The sequence below is a fragment of the Salinimicrobium sp. WS361 genome, from assembly GCF_050750585.1.
Taxonomy (GTDB): domain Bacteria; phylum Bacteroidota; class Bacteroidia; order Flavobacteriales; family Flavobacteriaceae; genus Salinimicrobium.
In genome coordinates this window covers 176,007-193,794 of the sequence record NZ_JBOJLM010000002.1, presented here as the reverse complement: position 1 = coordinate 193,794, position 17,788 = coordinate 176,007, and the positions used below count along the sequence as shown (strand labels likewise).

15 protein-coding genes and 1 tRNA gene are annotated in these 17,788 nt (G+C 40.4%); 4 read left to right on the top strand and 12 right to left on the bottom strand.

From position 1 onward, the window contains the following. Nucleotides 1–4 precede the first annotated feature (4 nt). From ACQ93I_RS02800 to ACQ93I_RS02770, 7 genes are all read right to left on the bottom strand, one after another. Complete coding sequence (locus ACQ93I_RS02800; protein ID WP_431697043.1) at nucleotides 5–2,284, bottom strand: nitric-oxide reductase large subunit; 2,280 nt, start codon at nucleotides 2,282–2,284, stop codon at nucleotides 5–7. Nucleotides 2,285–2,369: 85 nt separating this feature from the next. Next, nucleotides 2,370–3,098, bottom strand: a complete 729-nt coding sequence (gene ric / locus ACQ93I_RS02795; RefSeq protein ID WP_431697042.1) for an iron-sulfur cluster repair di-iron protein — start codon at nucleotides 3,096–3,098, stop codon at nucleotides 2,370–2,372. A 194-nt stretch (nucleotides 3,099–3,292) separates the two neighbouring features. Then, nucleotides 3,293–4,105 carry a universal stress protein gene (locus ACQ93I_RS02790; RefSeq protein WP_431697041.1) on the bottom strand — a complete coding sequence of 271 codons (813 nt, stop codon included), beginning with the start codon at nucleotides 4,103–4,105 and terminating at the stop codon, nucleotides 3,293–3,295. Between the two features lie 95 nt (nucleotides 4,106–4,200). After that, the gene (locus ACQ93I_RS02785) at nucleotides 4,201–5,253 is read right to left on the bottom strand and encodes a response regulator (RefSeq protein ID WP_431697040.1); all 1,053 of its coding nucleotides are present in this window, start codon (nucleotides 5,251–5,253) and stop codon (nucleotides 4,201–4,203) included. Then, nucleotides 5,250–6,521 carry an ATP-binding protein gene (locus ACQ93I_RS02780; protein WP_431697039.1) on the bottom strand — a complete coding sequence of 424 codons (1,272 nt, stop codon included), beginning with the start codon at nucleotides 6,519–6,521 and terminating at the stop codon, nucleotides 5,250–5,252. The genes ACQ93I_RS02785 and ACQ93I_RS02780 overlap by 4 nt, the downstream gene beginning before the upstream one ends. Before the next feature lie 211 nt (nucleotides 6,522–6,732). After that, a complete protein-coding gene (locus ACQ93I_RS02775) occupies nucleotides 6,733–6,936 on the bottom strand; it encodes a hypothetical protein (protein ID WP_431697038.1) in 204 nt (67 codons plus the stop codon). Nucleotides 6,937–7,255: 319 nt separating this feature from the next. After that, on the bottom strand, nucleotides 7,256–8,092 hold the full coding sequence (locus ACQ93I_RS02770) for a universal stress protein (RefSeq protein ID WP_431697037.1): 837 nt from the start codon (nucleotides 8,090–8,092) through the stop codon (nucleotides 7,256–7,258). A gap of 167 nt (nucleotides 8,093–8,259) precedes the next feature. Here ACQ93I_RS02770 and rimP point away from each other — a divergent pair, with 167 nt between their 5' ends. The 3 genes from rimP to infB are packed head-to-tail and all read left to right on the top strand — an operon-like array spanning nucleotide 8,260 to nucleotide 12,853. Beyond that, on the top strand, nucleotides 8,260–8,724 hold the full coding sequence (gene rimP / locus ACQ93I_RS02765) for a ribosome assembly cofactor RimP (protein WP_431697036.1): 465 nt from the start codon (nucleotides 8,260–8,262) through the stop codon (nucleotides 8,722–8,724). A 12-nt stretch (nucleotides 8,725–8,736) separates the two neighbouring features. Beyond that, complete coding sequence (gene nusA, locus ACQ93I_RS02760; RefSeq protein ID WP_266068374.1) at nucleotides 8,737–9,981, top strand: transcription termination factor NusA; 1,245 nt, start codon at nucleotides 8,737–8,739, stop codon at nucleotides 9,979–9,981. 31 nt (nucleotides 9,982–10,012) lie between these two features. Next, on the top strand, nucleotides 10,013–12,853 hold the full coding sequence (gene infB, locus ACQ93I_RS02755) for a translation initiation factor IF-2 (protein ID WP_431697035.1): 2,841 nt from the start codon (nucleotides 10,013–10,015) through the stop codon (nucleotides 12,851–12,853). Nucleotides 12,854–13,091: 238 nt separating this feature from the next. On the opposite strand, the gene ACQ93I_RS02750 is transcribed toward infB, so the two are convergent. From ACQ93I_RS02750 to trxA, 5 genes are all read right to left on the bottom strand, one after another. Continuing rightward, nucleotides 13,092–13,439 carry a response regulator transcription factor gene (locus ACQ93I_RS02750; protein WP_431697034.1) on the bottom strand — a complete coding sequence of 116 codons (348 nt, stop codon included), beginning with the start codon at nucleotides 13,437–13,439 and terminating at the stop codon, nucleotides 13,092–13,094. A 35-nt stretch (nucleotides 13,440–13,474) separates the two neighbouring features. Continuing rightward, nucleotides 13,475–15,502 carry a sensor histidine kinase gene (locus ACQ93I_RS02745; protein ID WP_431697033.1) on the bottom strand — a complete coding sequence of 676 codons (2,028 nt, stop codon included), beginning with the start codon at nucleotides 15,500–15,502 and terminating at the stop codon, nucleotides 13,475–13,477. Nucleotides 15,503–15,828: 326 nt separating this feature from the next. Beyond that, nucleotides 15,829–15,902, bottom strand: a tRNA-Asp gene (locus ACQ93I_RS02740). 87 nt (nucleotides 15,903–15,989) lie between these two features. After that, a complete protein-coding gene (locus ACQ93I_RS02735; protein ID WP_431697032.1) occupies nucleotides 15,990–16,919 on the bottom strand; it encodes a DUF58 domain-containing protein in 930 nt (309 codons plus the stop codon). A gap of 91 nt (nucleotides 16,920–17,010) precedes the next feature. Beyond that, entirely contained in the window at nucleotides 17,011–17,328 is a 318-nt protein-coding gene (trxA, locus tag ACQ93I_RS02730) for a thioredoxin (protein ID WP_266068369.1), read from the bottom strand. A gap of 308 nt (nucleotides 17,329–17,636) precedes the next feature. Here trxA and ACQ93I_RS02725 point away from each other — a divergent pair, with 308 nt between their 5' ends. After that, entirely contained in the window at nucleotides 17,637–17,780 is a 144-nt protein-coding gene (locus ACQ93I_RS02725; protein WP_266068368.1) for a hypothetical protein, read from the top strand. Nucleotides 17,781–17,788 lie beyond the last annotated feature (8 nt).

The window sequence follows — 17,788 nt, the reverse complement described above, 5'->3', positions numbered from 1 at the left end:
ATTTTTAAACTTCCTGATATTCTTTTTTGAGTACTTTCTTCTTATCGGCCGGTAGCTTTTTACGGCTGTCAAGACTAAAGACGAACCACACGAAAGCAAAGAGGCCGACAGCAAATATAGTATCCCCAATAGCCCTCAACCAGCGCAGGGTATCCATTCCAGGTTGTTGCATAAAATCGGCCGAACGCGCGTACCACATTCCTTCATTCACACTGGCAACCGTTTGAAGTAAACCTATAGGAAGTATACTTAACAGCACCATAAGAATAAGCCCGATATTAATAGACCAGAAAGAGAAACTCAGCAGTTTGTCATTCCAAACCTGCACTCTAAAGAGGCTTCTTAACACAAATAACATAAGACCGATTCCAAGGAACCCATACACTCCAAAAAGTGCAGTGTGTGCGTGAACGGCTGTGGTGTTAAGCCCTTGCATGTAATAAAGTGCAATTGGAGGGTTAATGATAAAACCGAAGATCCCTGCTCCCAGGAAGTTCCAGAAGGCTACAGCTATAAGGCAGTAGATAGGCCACTTGTAATCTTTAAGCCATTCGGTTGCCCTGGAAAGCTTGTAGTTCTCATAAACTTCGTACCCAATTAAAACAAGGGGCACAACTTCAAGGGCACTAAAGGTAGCTCCCAAAGCCATAACCGCAGTTGGAGTACCACTAAAGTACAGGTGGTGAAAAGTTCCTAAAATACCTCCCGAAAGGAAGATAATAGTAGCCAAAAGCACACTTAGCGTAGCAGTTTTTGTTCTTAATAAACCTAATCTCACGAAAAGGAAAGCAGATACCACGGTTGCAAATACTTCAAAGAAGCCTTCTACCCAAAGGTGAACAACCCACCAGCGCCAGTATTCGGCGATTGCAAGATTTGTTTGGCGCCCCCACATAAGACCAGCCCCATAGAATAAGGCAATTGCAGCAGAAGAGACCAGGAACATAATGAGCAGGTTCCTTTCTGAAGTTCTTTGTCTTATCACAGGAATGAGCGGTCTCACCATAAGTGCCAGCCACACGAATAATCCCACAAAGAGAAATATTTGCCAAAACCTTCCCAGGTCAACATACTCATAACCCTGGTGACCGAACCAGAAGTTCTCGGCTAATCCAAGTTTTTGCATAATTCCCATCCATTGCCCGGCCATAGAACCAAATACAATGATCAACAGGCAAACAAAGAGGAAGTTCACTCCAAATTTTTGAAACTTCGGATCTTTTCCTGAAACGGCAGGCGCAATGTAGAGCCCTGTTCCTAACCACGCAGTGGCGATCCATAAAATTCCGAGCTGCACGTGCCAGGTCCTTGAAATGGAGTAAGGGAGAATATCGGCGAGGTTAAGACCGTAAAAACCGTCACCCTCAACACCATAATGCGCAGTCACCACACCAAAGGTCACCTGTATAAGGATAAGCACACATACTATCCACATATACTTTTTCACGGCGAGCATAGAAGGAGTAAGAGTTTGATCCATTAGTGGATCTCTTACCGGTCTTTCCAGCTCTTCTTCCTCTTTCATCCTGGCGTGATAGAACACCATTATTCCTATTCCTACAAGAAGAAGGATAATACTAAACCCTGTCCATATTAATAGATCACCCGTAGCTTTGTTACCAACCAGGTCATCTGGAGGCCAGTTATGGGTATAAGAAACTTCACTTCCGGGTCTTTCGGTAACTGTAGCCCAGGTGGCCCAGAAGAAAAATCCTGCCATTTGATGCATTCTGTTCTCATCCTTAATAGAATTTTCAGGGATAGCATAAAAATTCCTCAGTTCATCAAGTTCAGGGTTCTGCATAAAAAGCCCTTTATAGTAGTTGCTAAGATATACCACCGCTTTGGCTCGCATAGGAGAAATAGTAATAACATCTTTGGCTTCGTTATAAGTATTCTCTCTTAACTCCAGCTGCAATCTTCTTTCCAGAAGCGCCTGTTTTTCACTTTCAAGTTCATCATAGGGAAGGTTGTAATCATCCTGAGACCACTCATTAAGAATAAATAGTGCTTCGCGGTGAAGCCAGTCTGCAGTCCAGTCGGGAGCCTGGTAAGCACCGTGACCCCAAATAGAGCCAACTTCCTGGCCACCCATACTTTGCCAAACATTTTGCCCATCTTTGATATCCTGACCTTCAAAGATAACTTCCCCCTCGGTAGTAACTATCCGGTCTGGCATTGGTGGTGCTTTTTGATAAATTTCAAAGCCGTAGTAACCCAGAACAGCAAAGGATACAGTTATGACCAGCAAGAAAGCGATCCATAATTTTTTTTCTTTACTCATATTTAAGTCATTAAAAACCGAAAAGGAAAAGCGAATATGCAGGCTTTCAGTTTCGGTGGAATTAGGGATTTATATTATTAATTCATTATTGATTAGAACGCAACTCTTTTTCAAGTAAAAGAGATTTTGGAAAAAGGATGTTATTTTCAAGATGCACGTGCTGGTGAAGGTCTTGTTCAAATTCTTCAAGCTTGGCATAAAAAGCTCTATAAGTATTGCAGGCACCTTGTGGAGGTGTGTAATTATTGCTCAATTTGGCAATCCTTCTAAGCAGTTCCCCGGCATCTTCGTGTTCGGTCTCCATCATTTTGATAGGATTATCTACACTTCCAAAATGGGCAGCAGGCAGTTCGGTATTCTCTTTTTTAGCTCTTACCATTTGCTTAATGAACGGGAAAAGGATCAACTCTTCCTTTTTCAAATGAGCACTCAGCTCTCCTGCAACTTCTTTCACCAGTTCTTTTATTTCCAAAAGTTCGGTGTAATGTGATCCATGAACCTGCGCCACTCTTGCAGAATACTGAAGCAATAGTGGAATATTCTCTTCTACATAACTGTGATGAACGTTTATAATATGATCTGTAAGAAAATCAAGCTCCCATCTGTTATAGTTTGTGGCTCTTGAATTTGTTTGATCTACATTAAGAAGTTCCTGGGTTAGCAGGTTGTAATCAACATTATATTTTTCACAGGCTTTGTCGAGACTTATTCCGCCGCCGCAGCAAAAATCTATTCCGTGCTTTTTAAAAATGTGTGCAGTTTTAATGTTCTCGGTCACCATTTCTGCAACTGTTTTACTCTGTAAAATTTCCATGATCGTATTATTTTAGATTAACAGGAGTTTAAATTTGAGGTACAAAGATGGCGTAAGCAAAGAGGCTTGTTTATGAGGTGAGTCATATAGGACAAATTTGTCCTATTAATTTTTGTTAAAAAAAATTGGCACCTCCTGTAGTAGAAGATGCCAATCAAAAAACAAACTAAATAATACTAATCTAAAACAAATTATTAACCATGCAAAACCAGTAATGGCAACTGGTTTATAAAAGGAATATTCTCATTTTCCTCATTGCGCAGAAACTTTTGGCAGAGGTTGAGATTTTTTGCCGCTAACACGATCATGTCTACATCGCGATTGGCAATAAGAATTTTTTTAGGGTTTTGATCTCTTGAGGTATAATAGGTTTGCAACACGGGAATCCTTGGGGAAAATGAATCCTGAAGAAACTCCCTGTTCTCTATTTGCTCGATTGAGGGTTCTGTTTCACTACTAAAGATCTCAAGGATCTTAACATTGGCTTTTGAAAGTGAAGCAAGATTTAAAAGGGTGCGCAACACCTTACTGCCGTAGTGTATTTTATAATCTGTAGGGAAAAGAATTTTCTTGTGCTCCTTAAAGGAAGCATATTCAGAAATGGCCAAAACAGGACATTTCACCTTCATCATCACATCGGAAGTATTTTTCCCGATCACAACACCTTCCTTATTTGTTTTTCCTTTAGTTCCCATAAGAATGAGATCTATCTGCTTCTCCTGCACTTTGGCTCTTACTGCATTGATAAGATAATCAGCTTTAAAACAAACATTGTAGGTATGCTCGGGATTGGTGCGAATACTCTCCAACCAATTGATGAGCTTGTCAAAATTTTCCTTGACTTCAGAAGACATAGACATATATCCAGTCGTCATTTTATCTACCGGAACCGGGAATACGTTCAGCAAATGAAAATTGCAGGGAGTATCCTTAAAGAACTGCAACGCATAGGCTGCAGCATTCCTGCTATTTTCAGAAAAATCGGTAGGCAATAGGATATTCATCATCAGTCACATCTATTTACCCGGCAAAAATATGCAGGAAGACAGGCTGAAAAAATGATAAACATCAGTTATTGAAATATTCTAAAAAATAAGCAGAATCAACTGATTTTCTTTAGGGCCTCTACGTTGAGTAACTTTATATTGCGGCCTTCAATCTCTAGCAATCCCTCTTTTTTAAAATCAGAAAGTGTTCGTATAAGGGTTTCTGAAGCCATACCTGCCACACTGGCAAGATCACTCCTGGAGATCCTGATGCTTTGGGTGGGATGTCGTCTAATTTTTTGAGAAAATAAAAGGATGGTTCTTGCTGCTTTTTTTCTTACAGATCCATAAGCCATTTCAAGCAACTGCTCTTTAATGCCTGCAATATTATCACCCATTACATCGATAAGTTCCAGGGTAATATTGCTGTTTTTCATGAGTATATGCTTCAACTCCTCTTTTGAAACCGCATAGACCCGGGTTTCTTCCATAGCTGTAGCATATTCACTATAGACATCACTCTTTTTAAAGGAAGTATTTCCAAAAAAATCTCCTTCTTTATATATAGAGGTAATAAGCTCCTTCCCGTACTCGTCCATACGGTGGCTCTTTACCACGCCTTTATCAACAAAGAAAAAGTGGTTACCCAGCTTCCCTTCTTCATAGATGGTTGCACCCGCCTTGAAAGTTTGCTGTTCGTACTTTTTAACTTCCTCCCTAAGTTCCTGGAGAGAATTAATTTTCTGCTGAGTTTCTTCTGAAGCATCAGGCTGGCCATTCTCCTGAAGCTTGCTTAAAATTGCCACTTTTGCCAACCGGCTTTCTATAGCACTCATAAGCTCTTCTTCCTCAAAAGGCTTCGTGAGGTAATCATCTGCCCCAAGATCCATTCCGCGGCGAATATCCTTATGTTCGGTTTTTGCTGAAAGAAAGATAAACGGAATGTGCCGGGTTTGCGGATCTTGAGAAAGACTCTCAAGAACACCGTACCCATCCATTTCGGGCATCATGATGTCGCAAACAATGATATCCGGCAGTTCCTGCCGTGCCACTTCAAGACCAGAGCGGCCGTTTGCTGCTGTGATCACATCATATTCTGCCAGCTCCAAAAGTTCAGCTGTATTTTCCCGTACTACGGTATCATCTTCTATAAATAATACTTTTTTCATTCTTTCACTATAGGTAGTTCTACAATAAATTGTGTTCCGCGGTTCTCTTCACTACTAAAACTGATGGTACCTCCCAAATTCTCAAGATGCACTTTGGCTATGTTAAGACCAATTCCCGTACCCTGATTCAAAAGGGCATTTTCGGCCCTGAAATATCTTTCAAAGATATGTTTTTGATCTTTAGCAGGAATCCCCATTCCTTCATCGGCCACTATAAACCTGATCTTCTGAGCTTCAGCTTCTATTTCAAACTTTATAAGAGTATCTTCAGGAGAATATTTTATGGCGTTACTCAATAAATTTGACAATACCAGTTCCAGTATTTTTTCATCCTGGTGCAACACTATATTATCAATGTCACGAGTATATTCAATATTTTGACCGCTCTTCAAGGTGACGTTTGCATTATAAACAACCTCATTCACCACTTTACTAAGACTAAAACTGGTAAATTTATAATTCACCTTACCACTTTCTAATCTTTCAATTGACAAAAAGTCGTTAAGGATATTATCCAGGTAATGCACCTTATTTTTAATGGTGTTGAGGTGCTTTTCCCGCTTCTCCTGTTGCTCTTCAAGCTTATACTTTCCGGCAAGAACTACCGAAGTTAAGATCCCGCTAAGGGGTGTCTTAAATTCATGAGACACAAGGGAAAGAAATTTTGTTTTTAGATCGCTGAGCTCCTTTTCCTTTTGAAGGGCAGTTTTAATTCGGTTTTCAGCTTCTTTACGGCGTTTAATTTCTAGCTCAAGACTTTTATTGGCATTTTGGAGCTTTTGAATACTCTCTTCCAACTCTTTTGTCCTTACTTTGATCTTCCCTTCCAACTCATTATTGAGTTCCGTAATCTGCCTTTGCGCCTCCTTTCTAACAGAGATATCTATAATAAGAGACATGACGTACCTTTCCTCTCCAATTTGAAACGGATTAAGACCGGCTTCTACAGGAAACTCATCGCCGTTCTTTTTAACACCATACAAATCACGGCCATGGCCCATTTGCCTTTTTTCGCTGTCTTGTAGAAAACCTTTAAAATGAGAGGGGTGTGCAGAACGGTATTTTGGTGGTATCAAGAGGTTTAAAGGCTTCCCTTTCAACTCTCCTTTGTTGTACCCAAACATATTATCTGCAGCCAGGTTACTGCTCACTATTACCTGGTGGGTGTTAACAACTATAATACCTTCTGAAGCAGCTTCAAAAAGTACATTAAATACGGTCTGATCTGTTTCAAACTTTTCCAGGTGATTATCTGCGGCAGTGCTCAATACCAGATTTTTTTTAGATGAAGGTCAAATTTAAACAATTTAGAATAACTCAGGCCTTAAAGGCAAATAGAAACCAAAAATGCCATTTTTGAAGGGCCTGTAAAATAAAGGATCCGGAGAGAAAAATATTCCTCACCGGATCGTTTGCTGTAGTTCTACTATCAACAACATAATACTCTTTTCAACACCAGTAGAACTGCAACTATATTATTTACTCCTCTTCGGGGGAGACATAGTCTTTATCTGCCGGTAAAAGGCGGCTTGCAAGCTTTGTAACCCCCATTGCAATAAGCACTGCGGTAATTACAAAAAGCAGGAATTTGACCATAAGATTATCCTCCAGCACACTGCTGTAAAAAGTGAGAAGAACCTCTATAGCCAAAAAAGCTAATTGTAAACTTGCCTTTAATATCATATAAAAAGAATATGGGGTAAAGATACGTTTGTAGCAAATTTTTTTGGGCCTGTTTTCAAGGTTTGACGCAAATTTAACGTATGGCTTTCAATTGCTTAACTCAAACGAGTGAGTTGGCTTAAGCAATAAAATTAAACCAACTGAAGCCAGAACCCGAACTGCCGTTTCGACTTCAGGTTTTCCTGTTAATTTATATACTTCAGCATTAGCTAAAAAGCTGCCAAAAAAGTGATTCAGAAGAAAAAATCTTCCGCAGAGATCCTGAAGATCAAAAGCAAAGACATAGAAACTCACCTCTCAAAAAGGGCATTTTGAAATGCTATTTTTCGAGCCTGAATGTGATCACCGGGCTGTTTGCATGATTTACGAGATCTTCACTGATGCTTCCATTAAAAAAATGCGACAGGCCTTTGCGCCCATGAGTAGCAATTCCCATAAGGTTAGCATTAATTTTTTTAGCAAAATTTAAGATTCCCTGTTCTACAGAATCATCATTAAAGACATGAAATTCGTAATTATCAAAATCTACACCTTCCAAATATTGCTTCAGCTTTGTATCGCATTCATTAGAGGTCACAAATTCATTTGCAGTGTTGACATATACAAAATGAAGGCGAGCTTTAAATAGATCTGCCAGCTCAATCACTTTTTTGAGCACTTCTCTCCCTGTAGTTTCGAGGTTGGTAGCAAAAACAAAATCATTGACCTCAAAGGCCGCATGATCATTCTTGACTACGAGTACAGGAACCTTAGAAGTTCGCACCACTTTCTCGGTATTTGAACCAATAAACATTTCTTTTAGACCAGATGCACCCTGTGAGCCCATGACAACAAAGTCGCAATTGTGCTTCTCGCTGGCTTCCAAAATACCGTCAAATGCTTTATTTACTTCCACAATATCATGAACTTTAATATTTTTAAGATAAGGGCGGGAAAGAAGTTCATCAAACCTCTTTTTGGCCAGTTTCATAAAATATATAGCTTCGGGCAAATCGTTGGAACGGGTCTCTCCTAATGGGTTTACCATATCTACAGGCAACTCTATTAAATGCAAAAGATAAATTTCGGCATTGAATTTTTGAGCGAGTTGAGCGGCTACTTTTAAGGCATTTTCAGCCTGTTCCGAAAAGTCGGTAGGCACAAGGATATTTTTCATAGATAATTGTAAATAGGTAAGGTTGATTTAGTTATAAAACTACAAATATTTTTTCATTCTAATTCTTGTTTTCGTTCTACAAAAATATTACTATATTTGCACCGTTGAAGGGAAAAAAGAACAACGAGGGGACAAAAAGTCCCCTCTTTTTATAGCCAAACCCGCGAATGTTACGAGAGAAAGTAGAAAAATTACTGCAAGAAGCTTTCGAAGAAAATAATTCATTATTTTTAATTGAGCTCAACGTTAACGACTCAAACCATATCACAGTCATAATTGATGGTAATAAAGGAGTGTCTGTAAATGATTGTATTGCGGTAAGCCGTAAGATTGAACATAACCTTGATCGCGAAGAACAGGATTTTTCACTGGACGTTTCGTCGGCTGGCGCTTCCAGCCCCCTGGAAATGCCACGGCAGTACCAGAAAAATATTGGAAGAATTCTTGCGGTAACCACAACTGAAGGAGAAAAGATCGAGGGCACATTGACCTCTTTTGAGGATGAGAAGATTACCCTCAAGTGGAAGGCCAGAGAGCCCAAACCTGTTGGTAAAGGAAAAGTGACCGTAAATAAAGAAGCCGTCTTGCCTTTAGAGGATGTAAAAGAGGCAAAGGTGGTAATAACATTTTAACAGACATAGGATATGGAAAATATCGCGTTGATAGATTCGTTTTCAGAATTTAAGGATGATAAGTCTATAGATAAGCCAACATTAATGGCAATCCTTGAAGAGGTATTGCGTAGTGCGCTTAAAAAGAAGTACGGAGAAGACGATAACTTTGATATTATTGTAAACCCTGATAAAGGGGATCTTGAGATTTGGAGAAACAGGGTTGTTGTGGCCGATGGAGAAGTAGAAGACCCTAACCAGGAAATTTCCCTTACTGAAGCCCGCAAAATTGAACCCGATTTTGAAGTTGGGGAAGATGTTTCTGAAGAAGTAAAATTGATCGACCTTGGGCGTCGTTCCATTCTGTCTTTACGTCAAAATCTAATTTCAAAGGTTCACGAACACGACAATACCAATATATACAAGCACTTTAAAGAGCTTGAAGGAGAGATCTACACTGCTGAAGTTCACCATATTCGCCACCGTGCGATAATTTTACTGGACGATGAAGGTAACGAGATCATACTTCCTAAAGATAGGCAGATACCTTCAGATTTCTTCAGAAAAGGGGAAAATGTGAGAGGAATTATTGAAAGCGTGGAATTAAAAGGAAATAAGCCTGCCATTATTATGTCAAGAACTTCTCCCCTATTTTTGGAGAAACTTTTTGAGCAGGAAATCCCTGAAGTATTCGATGGCCTGATTAATGTTAAGAAGGTGGTTAGAATTCCTGGAGAAAAAGCAAAAGTAGCTGTAGACTCCTATGATGACCGTATTGATCCTGTTGGAGCCTGTGTGGGGATGAAAGGGTCAAGAATACACAGTATTGTACGGGAATTGGGCAATGAAAATATAGATGTGATCAATTTCACTACAAATAATCAATTGTTAATCACCCGTGCTTTGAGTCCGGCGAAGATCACTTCCCTTAAGATAGACGAAGAGAACAAGCGGGCCGAAGTGATGTTAAAACCCGAAGAAGTTTCAAAAGCAATTGGTCGTGGCGGGCATAACATAAGATTGGCAGGACAATTGACAGGTTATGAAATAGACGTGTTTAGAGAAGGTGTTGAAGAAGATGTTGAATTAAGAGAATTTGCAGATGAGATTGACTCATGGGTCATCGAAGAATTTGCTAAAATTGGACTTGATACAGCAAAAAGTATATTAGAACAGGATGTAGATGATCTTGTCAAAAGGACCGACCTTGAAGAAGAGACTATACGTGAGGTGATGAAGGTTCTGAGAGAAGAATTTGAAGAAGAGAATAAAAGTTAAGAATAAAAGAGGTTAATTTAGAGGGCAATTTATGGCTGAAGCGAAGACAATGCGATTAAATAAGGTGTTACGCGAGTTCAATATTTCGTTGGATCGTGCCGTGGAATTTCTCAATTCCCAGGGCCACGAAATAGAGGCGCGTCCCACTACAAAGATTTCGGGAGAGATTTATCAGGTGCTTTCTGATGAGTTCCAGACCGATAAAAGTAAGAAGGTAGAGGCGAAAGAAGTAGGAGAAGAAAAGCGCAAGGAAAAAGAAAGCCTTCGTCTTGAAAGAGAGAAGGAACAGGAAGAAAAGCGCAGACAGGAAGAGAAGCAGGAGGTTATACGAGCCAAGTCAACCCTGGAAGGCCCAAAACAGGTAGGCAAGATCGATCTCGATAAACCAAAGACAACTGCTTCGGAAAAAACCGAACCTAAGGCAGAAGAGCCAAAAGCGCCTGAACAGCCACAGGCCAAAGCTCCCGAAGCCAAGGAACCGGAAGCTCCAAAGCCTGAAGCTCCAAAAGCCGAGGCTCCAAAGGAGAAAACTCCTGAAGTTGAAGCTCCTAAAGCAGAAACTCCAAAACCTGAAGCTCAACCCGAACCTTCAAAACCTGCAGAGAAAGAAGCAGCAGCTCCAAAACAGCAGGAAGAAGCCGGAAAGCAAAAAGAGGATGAGGCTCCTAAAAAGGAGACAAAACCAGAAGCTTCAGAAGAAAAAACAGAAGAATCTTCAACTCTTGCCACAAAATATCAAAAGCTTAGTGGCCCTAATTTTACAGGTGAGAAAATTGACCTTTCTCAGTTTAAGAAGCCTGTAAAAAAGAAAGAAGAAAAAGATAAAAAAGCTGAAGACGACAAGGATAAACGCAAAAAGCGTCGCCGTCGTATAAGCAAAGACGTAAAAGGTGCACCTGGACAAGGTGGAGCCGGAGCGAAATCAAAACCAGGTGCTGGTAAACGTACCCGCCCGGTAACCAAAGAAGAGCCTAGCGAGGAAGAAGTACAAAAACAAGTACGGGAAACTCTTGAGAAACTTCAGGGTAAATCCGGAAAAGGTCGTGGTGCCAAATACCGTAGAAATAAAAGGGATACTCACCGTCAAAGGACTGAAGATGCCCAGCTAGAAGAAGAGAACAAGGTATTAAAGGTTACCGAGTTTGTTACCGTAAGCGAAGTCGCTACGATGATGGATGTACCGGTAACTCAAATTATCTCTGCGTGTATGTCACTTGGAATGATGGTGACTATGAACCAGCGTCTCGATGCCGAAACTCTTTCTATAGTAGCCGAGGAATTTGATCATGAAGTAGAATTTGTTACAGCCGATATTGATGAGCCAAAAGAAGTGGTTCCAGAAAATCCTGAAGATCTTATTCCACGAGCTCCAATTGTGACCGTAATGGGACACGTTGACCACGGTAAAACTTCCTTACTTGATTATGTTCGTAAAGAAAATGTTATTGCCGGGGAAAGTGGAGGAATCACACAGCATATTGGTGCCTACGGAGTAAAACTGGAAAACGGTCAAAAAATCACATTTTTGGATACTCCGGGTCACGAAGCCTTTACAGCTATGCGTGCAAGGGGTGCACAGGTAACCGACCTTGCAATTATTGTTGTAGCGGCCGATGATGATGTGATGCCTCAAACAAAAGAAGCGATCTCTCACGCCCAGGCTGCAGGAGTTCCTATAGTATTTGCAATTAATAAGGTGGATTTACCAACGGCAAATCCAGAAAAGATAAAAGAAAAACTAGCGGGTATGAACCTGTTGGTTGAAGATTGGGGTGGTAAGATACAGTCACATGACATATCTGCCAAAACAGGACTTGGAGTGAAAGAATTACTGGAGAAAGTACTTCTTGAAGCCGAAATCCTTGAATTGGAAGCCAACCCAGATAAGCTTGCAAACGGTACAGTAGTAGAAGCTTACCTTGATAAAGGTAGAGGATACGTCTCAACAATTCTCGTACAATCTGGTACGCTTAAAATTGGAGATTATGTACTTGCCGGAAGACACAGCGGTAAGGTTAAGGCGATGCAGGATGAGCGTGGAAAAGACGTGAAAGAAGCAGGGCCTTCTACACCCGTATCTATTCTTGGTCTTGACGGTGCCCCACAGGCAGGAGACAAGTTCAAGGTAATGGCCGATGAGCGCGAGGCTAAAGATATTGCTGCCAAGCGTACTCAGTTGCAACGTGAGCAGTCTGTAAGGACTCAGCGTCACATTACTCTTGATGAGATTGGACGTCGAATTGCCCTTGGTGACTTTAAAGAACTTAACATCATCCTTAAAGGTGACGTGGATGGTTCTGTAGAAGCACTTACCGATTCATTCCAGAAACTTTCTACTGAAGAGATCCAGGTGAACATCATCCATAAAGGAGTAGGCGCAATTACCGAAAGTGATGTATTGCTTGCTTCGGCATCAGATGCGATCATCATCGGATTTAACGTAAGACCTGCCGGAAATGCCCGTACAGTCGCTGAAAAAGAAGAAATAGATATCAGAACATACTCGATCATCTATGACGCTATCAACGACCTGAAGGATGCTATGGAAGGAATGCTTTCTCCTGTGATGAAAGAAGAGATTACAGGTAATGCAGAGATAAGAGAAATATTCAAAGTATCTAAGATTGGAACCATTGCCGGTTGTATGGTAACAGACGGAAAAATCTACAGAAACTCACGAATTAGACTTATACGAGACGGGGTAGTTGTTTACACCGGAGAACTTGCCTCTCTTAAGCGCTTTAAAGATGATGTGAAAGAAGTTTCTAAAGGTTACGACTGTGGTCTACAGATCAAGAATTACAACGACATTCACGAAGGTGATGTAGTAGAATCCTTCCAGGAAGTTGCTGTGAAGAAAAAGTTGAAATAACGAATAGAACATCAGTATAGAAACAAAAGAGGCTGCCTAATTAAGGCAGCCTCTTTATTTATAAGACATTTTAGAAAACTTCATTTCTTCTACCAGATATAATTGGGATCATTTACAATCCGTAATGTTTCAGAAAAGACAGCAGGAATCGCTTAATAATCAAGTGGAGCAAATTGCCTACTTATCCCCATCCCCTTTTAAGACCAAGAAAAAGGACCACAAGCCACTGAATTTACTGCTATGCAAATTGTTTCTCTATCCTTTGGAGCAGTTCATCCACATCAAAAGGTTTGGCAATAAAATCATCTGCACCTTCGGTACGGCTAATGTCTGCATGGGCAGACATAAGAACTACGGGAATTCTTTTAGTCTCAGCACCATTTTTCAACTCACGGCAAAGGTCTACTCCGTTACCATCGGGCAACATAATATCCAGGAGGAACAGATCTGGTACTTTTTGGGGAACAGTTTTATGAAAAGCCCGGGCAGTAGGAAATGTCTTCACTACATACTGCTGACTTTCCAGAAGAAATTCTAATAACTCCCTAATTCCATCGTCATCTTCTACAATAAATATCTCTTTCATCACAACATTTTTTAATCAGGAATAATTAAAACTCCTTATATAGCTTTTACTTTTTTAAACTTTTGAACTGCCAGTGGCAGAATTAGAGAGAATTCAGATCCCATCCCATATTCACTCGCCACTTCAATACTACCTCCATGCCTGTCTATGATCTGTTTGGTAAGGTACAAGCCAAGCCCCAGCCCACTTATACCTTGAGTGTCTTCGGCCCTGTAAAACCTGGTAAACAACTGCCTTCGCTGCTCCTCGGTTAAGCCTATGCCCATATCTCTCACCTTCACCACCATATTTTCTCCAACTACCTCAAGATCTACAAAGATCTCGTCAGCTTTTGGGGAGTATTTAATGGCATTGGTCATCAGGTTAAGGATAGCCTGTTCTATTCTTTGTTTATCCCCTTCAATAATGACTGAATCATTCCACAATGTTGCGGTGACCCGGTGAGACTGCGAAGAATAAGAAAAGGTCTCAACAATCTCCTTCAGCATTTCCCTAATATCAAATACCTCGAGATTAAAATTGAGCTGTCCAGATTCTATTCTTGACATATTTAAAAGGTCTTCTACAAGCGTATTTAGTTTATCAACCTGGCACAGGGATTTATCGAGAAATAACTGAGAAACTTTATCGGCTTTCTTTTTTGACAGCACCTGTAAATACCCTTTTATGGTAGTAAGCGGCGTCTTTAACTCATGACTCGCCAGGGCTATAAATTCATCTTTTTTCTCACTAAATGATTTCACCTGCTCAAAAAGCTTGGAGTTATCAAGAGAGACTGCTGCCTGGGCAGCGATATTGATCACAAGCAATTCATGCTCGGCGGTGAATTTTCCGGCCTCCGGATGTCCATATAACAATCCGCCAATAACAGCTCCGTTTTTAGAGATCACCGGAATGGCCAAATAACTTACTACCGAAAAATGGCCTTTTGGCATCCCTTTATAAGGCGCATTTTTGCCAAAATCGCCAGGTTTGGTTACATCATCTATCCGCACCACTTTCCGGTCTCTAAAGGTGGGCAGGAACAAATCTGTATGACGTGGCATAGCCATATGGTCAAAGATCTCTCTTGGCGCACCCGAAAGGGTAAATAATTGGAATGTGTTTCCCTTATCGTCACTGTTATTATAGAAAAAGGCACCAAATGCAGCCCCGGTAAGATTGGTTGTGGCATCGGTTACCCGCTGAAGAATTCCTTCAACATTAAGATTTTCGGAAATACTTTTCCCGACTGTATTTAGGGTCTCCAGATTCCGGATATATTTTTTCATGGCCGCCTGTGATTCAATGCGGGCAGTAATATCACGGGCAACTTTTGAGGCTCCAACTATATTTCCTCCCGAATCTTTTACCGGGGAAACGGTTATGGATACAGGAATATCCCTCCCCGATTTGTGTTTCCGGATAGTTTCAAAATGGTCGATCTTTATCCCTCTCTTGATCTTATCGAGAATGACATCCTCTTCATTAAGACGTTCTTCAGGAATTAACATTGTAATAGAGCGGCCTACAGTTTCATCTTCTGAATATCCAAAGATCTCCTGCGCCCCCCTATTCCAACTCGCTATAACGCCCTGCAGGTTTTTACTTATAATAGCATCATCTGAAGATTGCACTATGGCCGAAAGCGTTTCCTTTTTTATATGATCCCGCTTTTGCTCTGTAATATCTACAAGGGTACAGTGCACCCCTTCCAGCTTACCATTCCTGTCAAATAAAGGCTTGGGAAAAACGAGTAAATATTTATAAGCTCCGTTAGGACATTCAATCCTTATTTCACTTTTTTCCTCTTCAACTCCTTTTTTTAGCGCCCTTGAAATTGGGGTATCTTCCAGGGGCATAGGAGTACCATCTTCATAGAGTATTTTCCATGAACCACACCAGTACTCTTTGCCCAATATAGGCGTTCTACCCCACAGTTCTATGGCAGCTTTATTGAAATAGGTAAGCCTCCCTTCTGCATCACATATGTAATTAGCAACAGGAGAACCGTCAAGCAGGTGCCTGAACTCCACACCCATTCCTCCCGAACCACCTATTTCGGGCTCATCATTGCTTCGCATCTTTTGTCGTGTTTATAGGGCGCCAAAAAAGGCGTTTTGGATTAAAACTCTCTTTTTAAGAAAATTCCGTAATAGAATTTAAAGATAAGTCTTAGGAACAATATTAAAAGCTAAAATACCAACCTTATAATTCCTTTAACATGAATTGGGCGTTCACTATAAAATAGGGAAAGTGCTATAAAACAAAAAAGCCCTTCCCTTGAAGGGAAAAGCTTCTCATTGGTTTACTTCTAAACCCAGGTAAGTCAAAGACTTACCACAAACAACACAACTACTCTTTATTGCCAAAAAAAGCTCCCCAAATTGAGGAGCTTCTTTGCAATTTGCGGTCTGGACGAGACTCGAACTCGCGACCCCCTGCGTGACAGGCAGGTATTCTAACCAACTGAACTACCAGACCGTTGCTTTATTGCGAGTGCAAATATACAGCACATTTTCAGTTCTACAAACGTTTTTTTAAAATATTTTGAAAGTATTTTTTACCCACCTAAACAAACTTCTGACGTTCAACTAAATACGTAAGTAAAATTTTTTCAAAATTTTCATTAGTATCGGCCTGTACGTACTTAATTCCGTACTGCGCACATTTCAGCTTAAGCCTGCTAAAATAGGTGTTCACCTCCTGCAAATAGCTATCTCTCACATTATCAGCATAAAGGTCTATTTTCTCGCCCGATTCAACATCTGTGAAGCGACGAGGCTCTTCTCCAAAATTAAAACTGAATTCCTTTTCCCTGTCCAGAACATGAAACAAAACCAGTTCATGTTTGTTGTATTTTAAGTGCCTTAGCGCTTCAAAGAGTTTCTCCTCCTCCACTTCCTCCTGGAACATATCAGAAAAGAAAAAGATGAGCGACCGTCTCTTCATTTTTTCGGCGATTTGATGCAAATAGGTGTACGTAGCTGTACTCTTATTGCCCACGGGGCGGCTTAGGGTCTCTTCAAGCACATGTAGCAGCATACGGCGGTGCCTGTCCCCTCCTTTTTCGGGTGCGTAGTACTCGTATGCATCGCTGTATATACTAAGGCCTACAGAATCCCGCTGCTTTTTGAGTATTTGCATTAGACATGCCGATGCTAAAACAGAAAAACCTATTTTATTGAGGTTAGAAAGGCTTTGATCCCTTTTCTCTGGAAAATGCATGGAAGCAGAGTTATCCAGTATCAAATGACACCGTAGATTGGTTTCTTCCTCATATCGCCTGGTAAAGAGCTTATCGGTCTTTGCAAAAAGCTTCCAGTCTATATGCCTGGTACTCTCGCCGGGATTATAAACCTTATGTTCTGCAAATTCTGAAGAATACCCGTGAAAAGGGCTTTTATGGAGTCCGGAAATAAATCCTTCCACAACCTGCCTGGCCAGTAACTCCAGGTTAACAAATTTTCCGGAATGGTGAATCTCCTGCTCTAACTGCATTTTCTGAAAATTTCTATCCAAGGTACAAATTATAAGGCATAAAAAAATCCGGGAAAAACCCGGATCTCTTTATATCTAAACTTGTGATCAACTACAGTAGTTGATCCAGCGCTTCGGCATAAGTATTCTTAGGAGCAACTCCTACCTGTCTTCCCACTACTTCACCATCTTTAAAGATCAATACAGTAGGAATGTTTCTCACACCGTATTTTGCAGCAAATTCCTGGTTTGCATCTACGTCAAGCTTCCCAACTACTGCTTTCCCTTCATATTCCTTACTAATATCATCAATGATAGGACCTACCATTCTACAAGGGCCGCACCATGCTGCCCAAAAATCTACCATTACAGGTTTGTCGCTTTTTAGTACTTTCTCTTCAAAAGTAGCGTCAGTTATTTCTAAAGCCATATTTCTCGTTTTAGTTCATTGTTCTACTACAGACAAAAATAGGTAAAATTATAAGGACTCAATACCTTAAGAAAATCAGATTTACCTATCTGCTCATTGTCACCTCCTATAAAAGGCCTTTTCACTCCTCAAAATGTAAGAAAAATCTTTCATTATTTTCACCAGTTTAACCCTTCATCTGGTAATTTAGATCTTAAACGTTTTATCTGAAATATCAATAATTAGCATTTAAGATTTCGTTATCTTTAATATATAAGTAATTAAAAATCAGCGCTTATTCGTATAACTTTACCCTAAAAAACATTGCCATGTCTGCACTCTCTCACCTCTGGAAAGAACAAACTGAAGGTTTTTCATTTGTTCAGAAAATTATCATCGGTACTATACTCACTTTCATTCTTGTTACAGCTGTTTTTGCACTTTACCTGGTATATCTGGAACTACAGAAATAGCCTGAAGC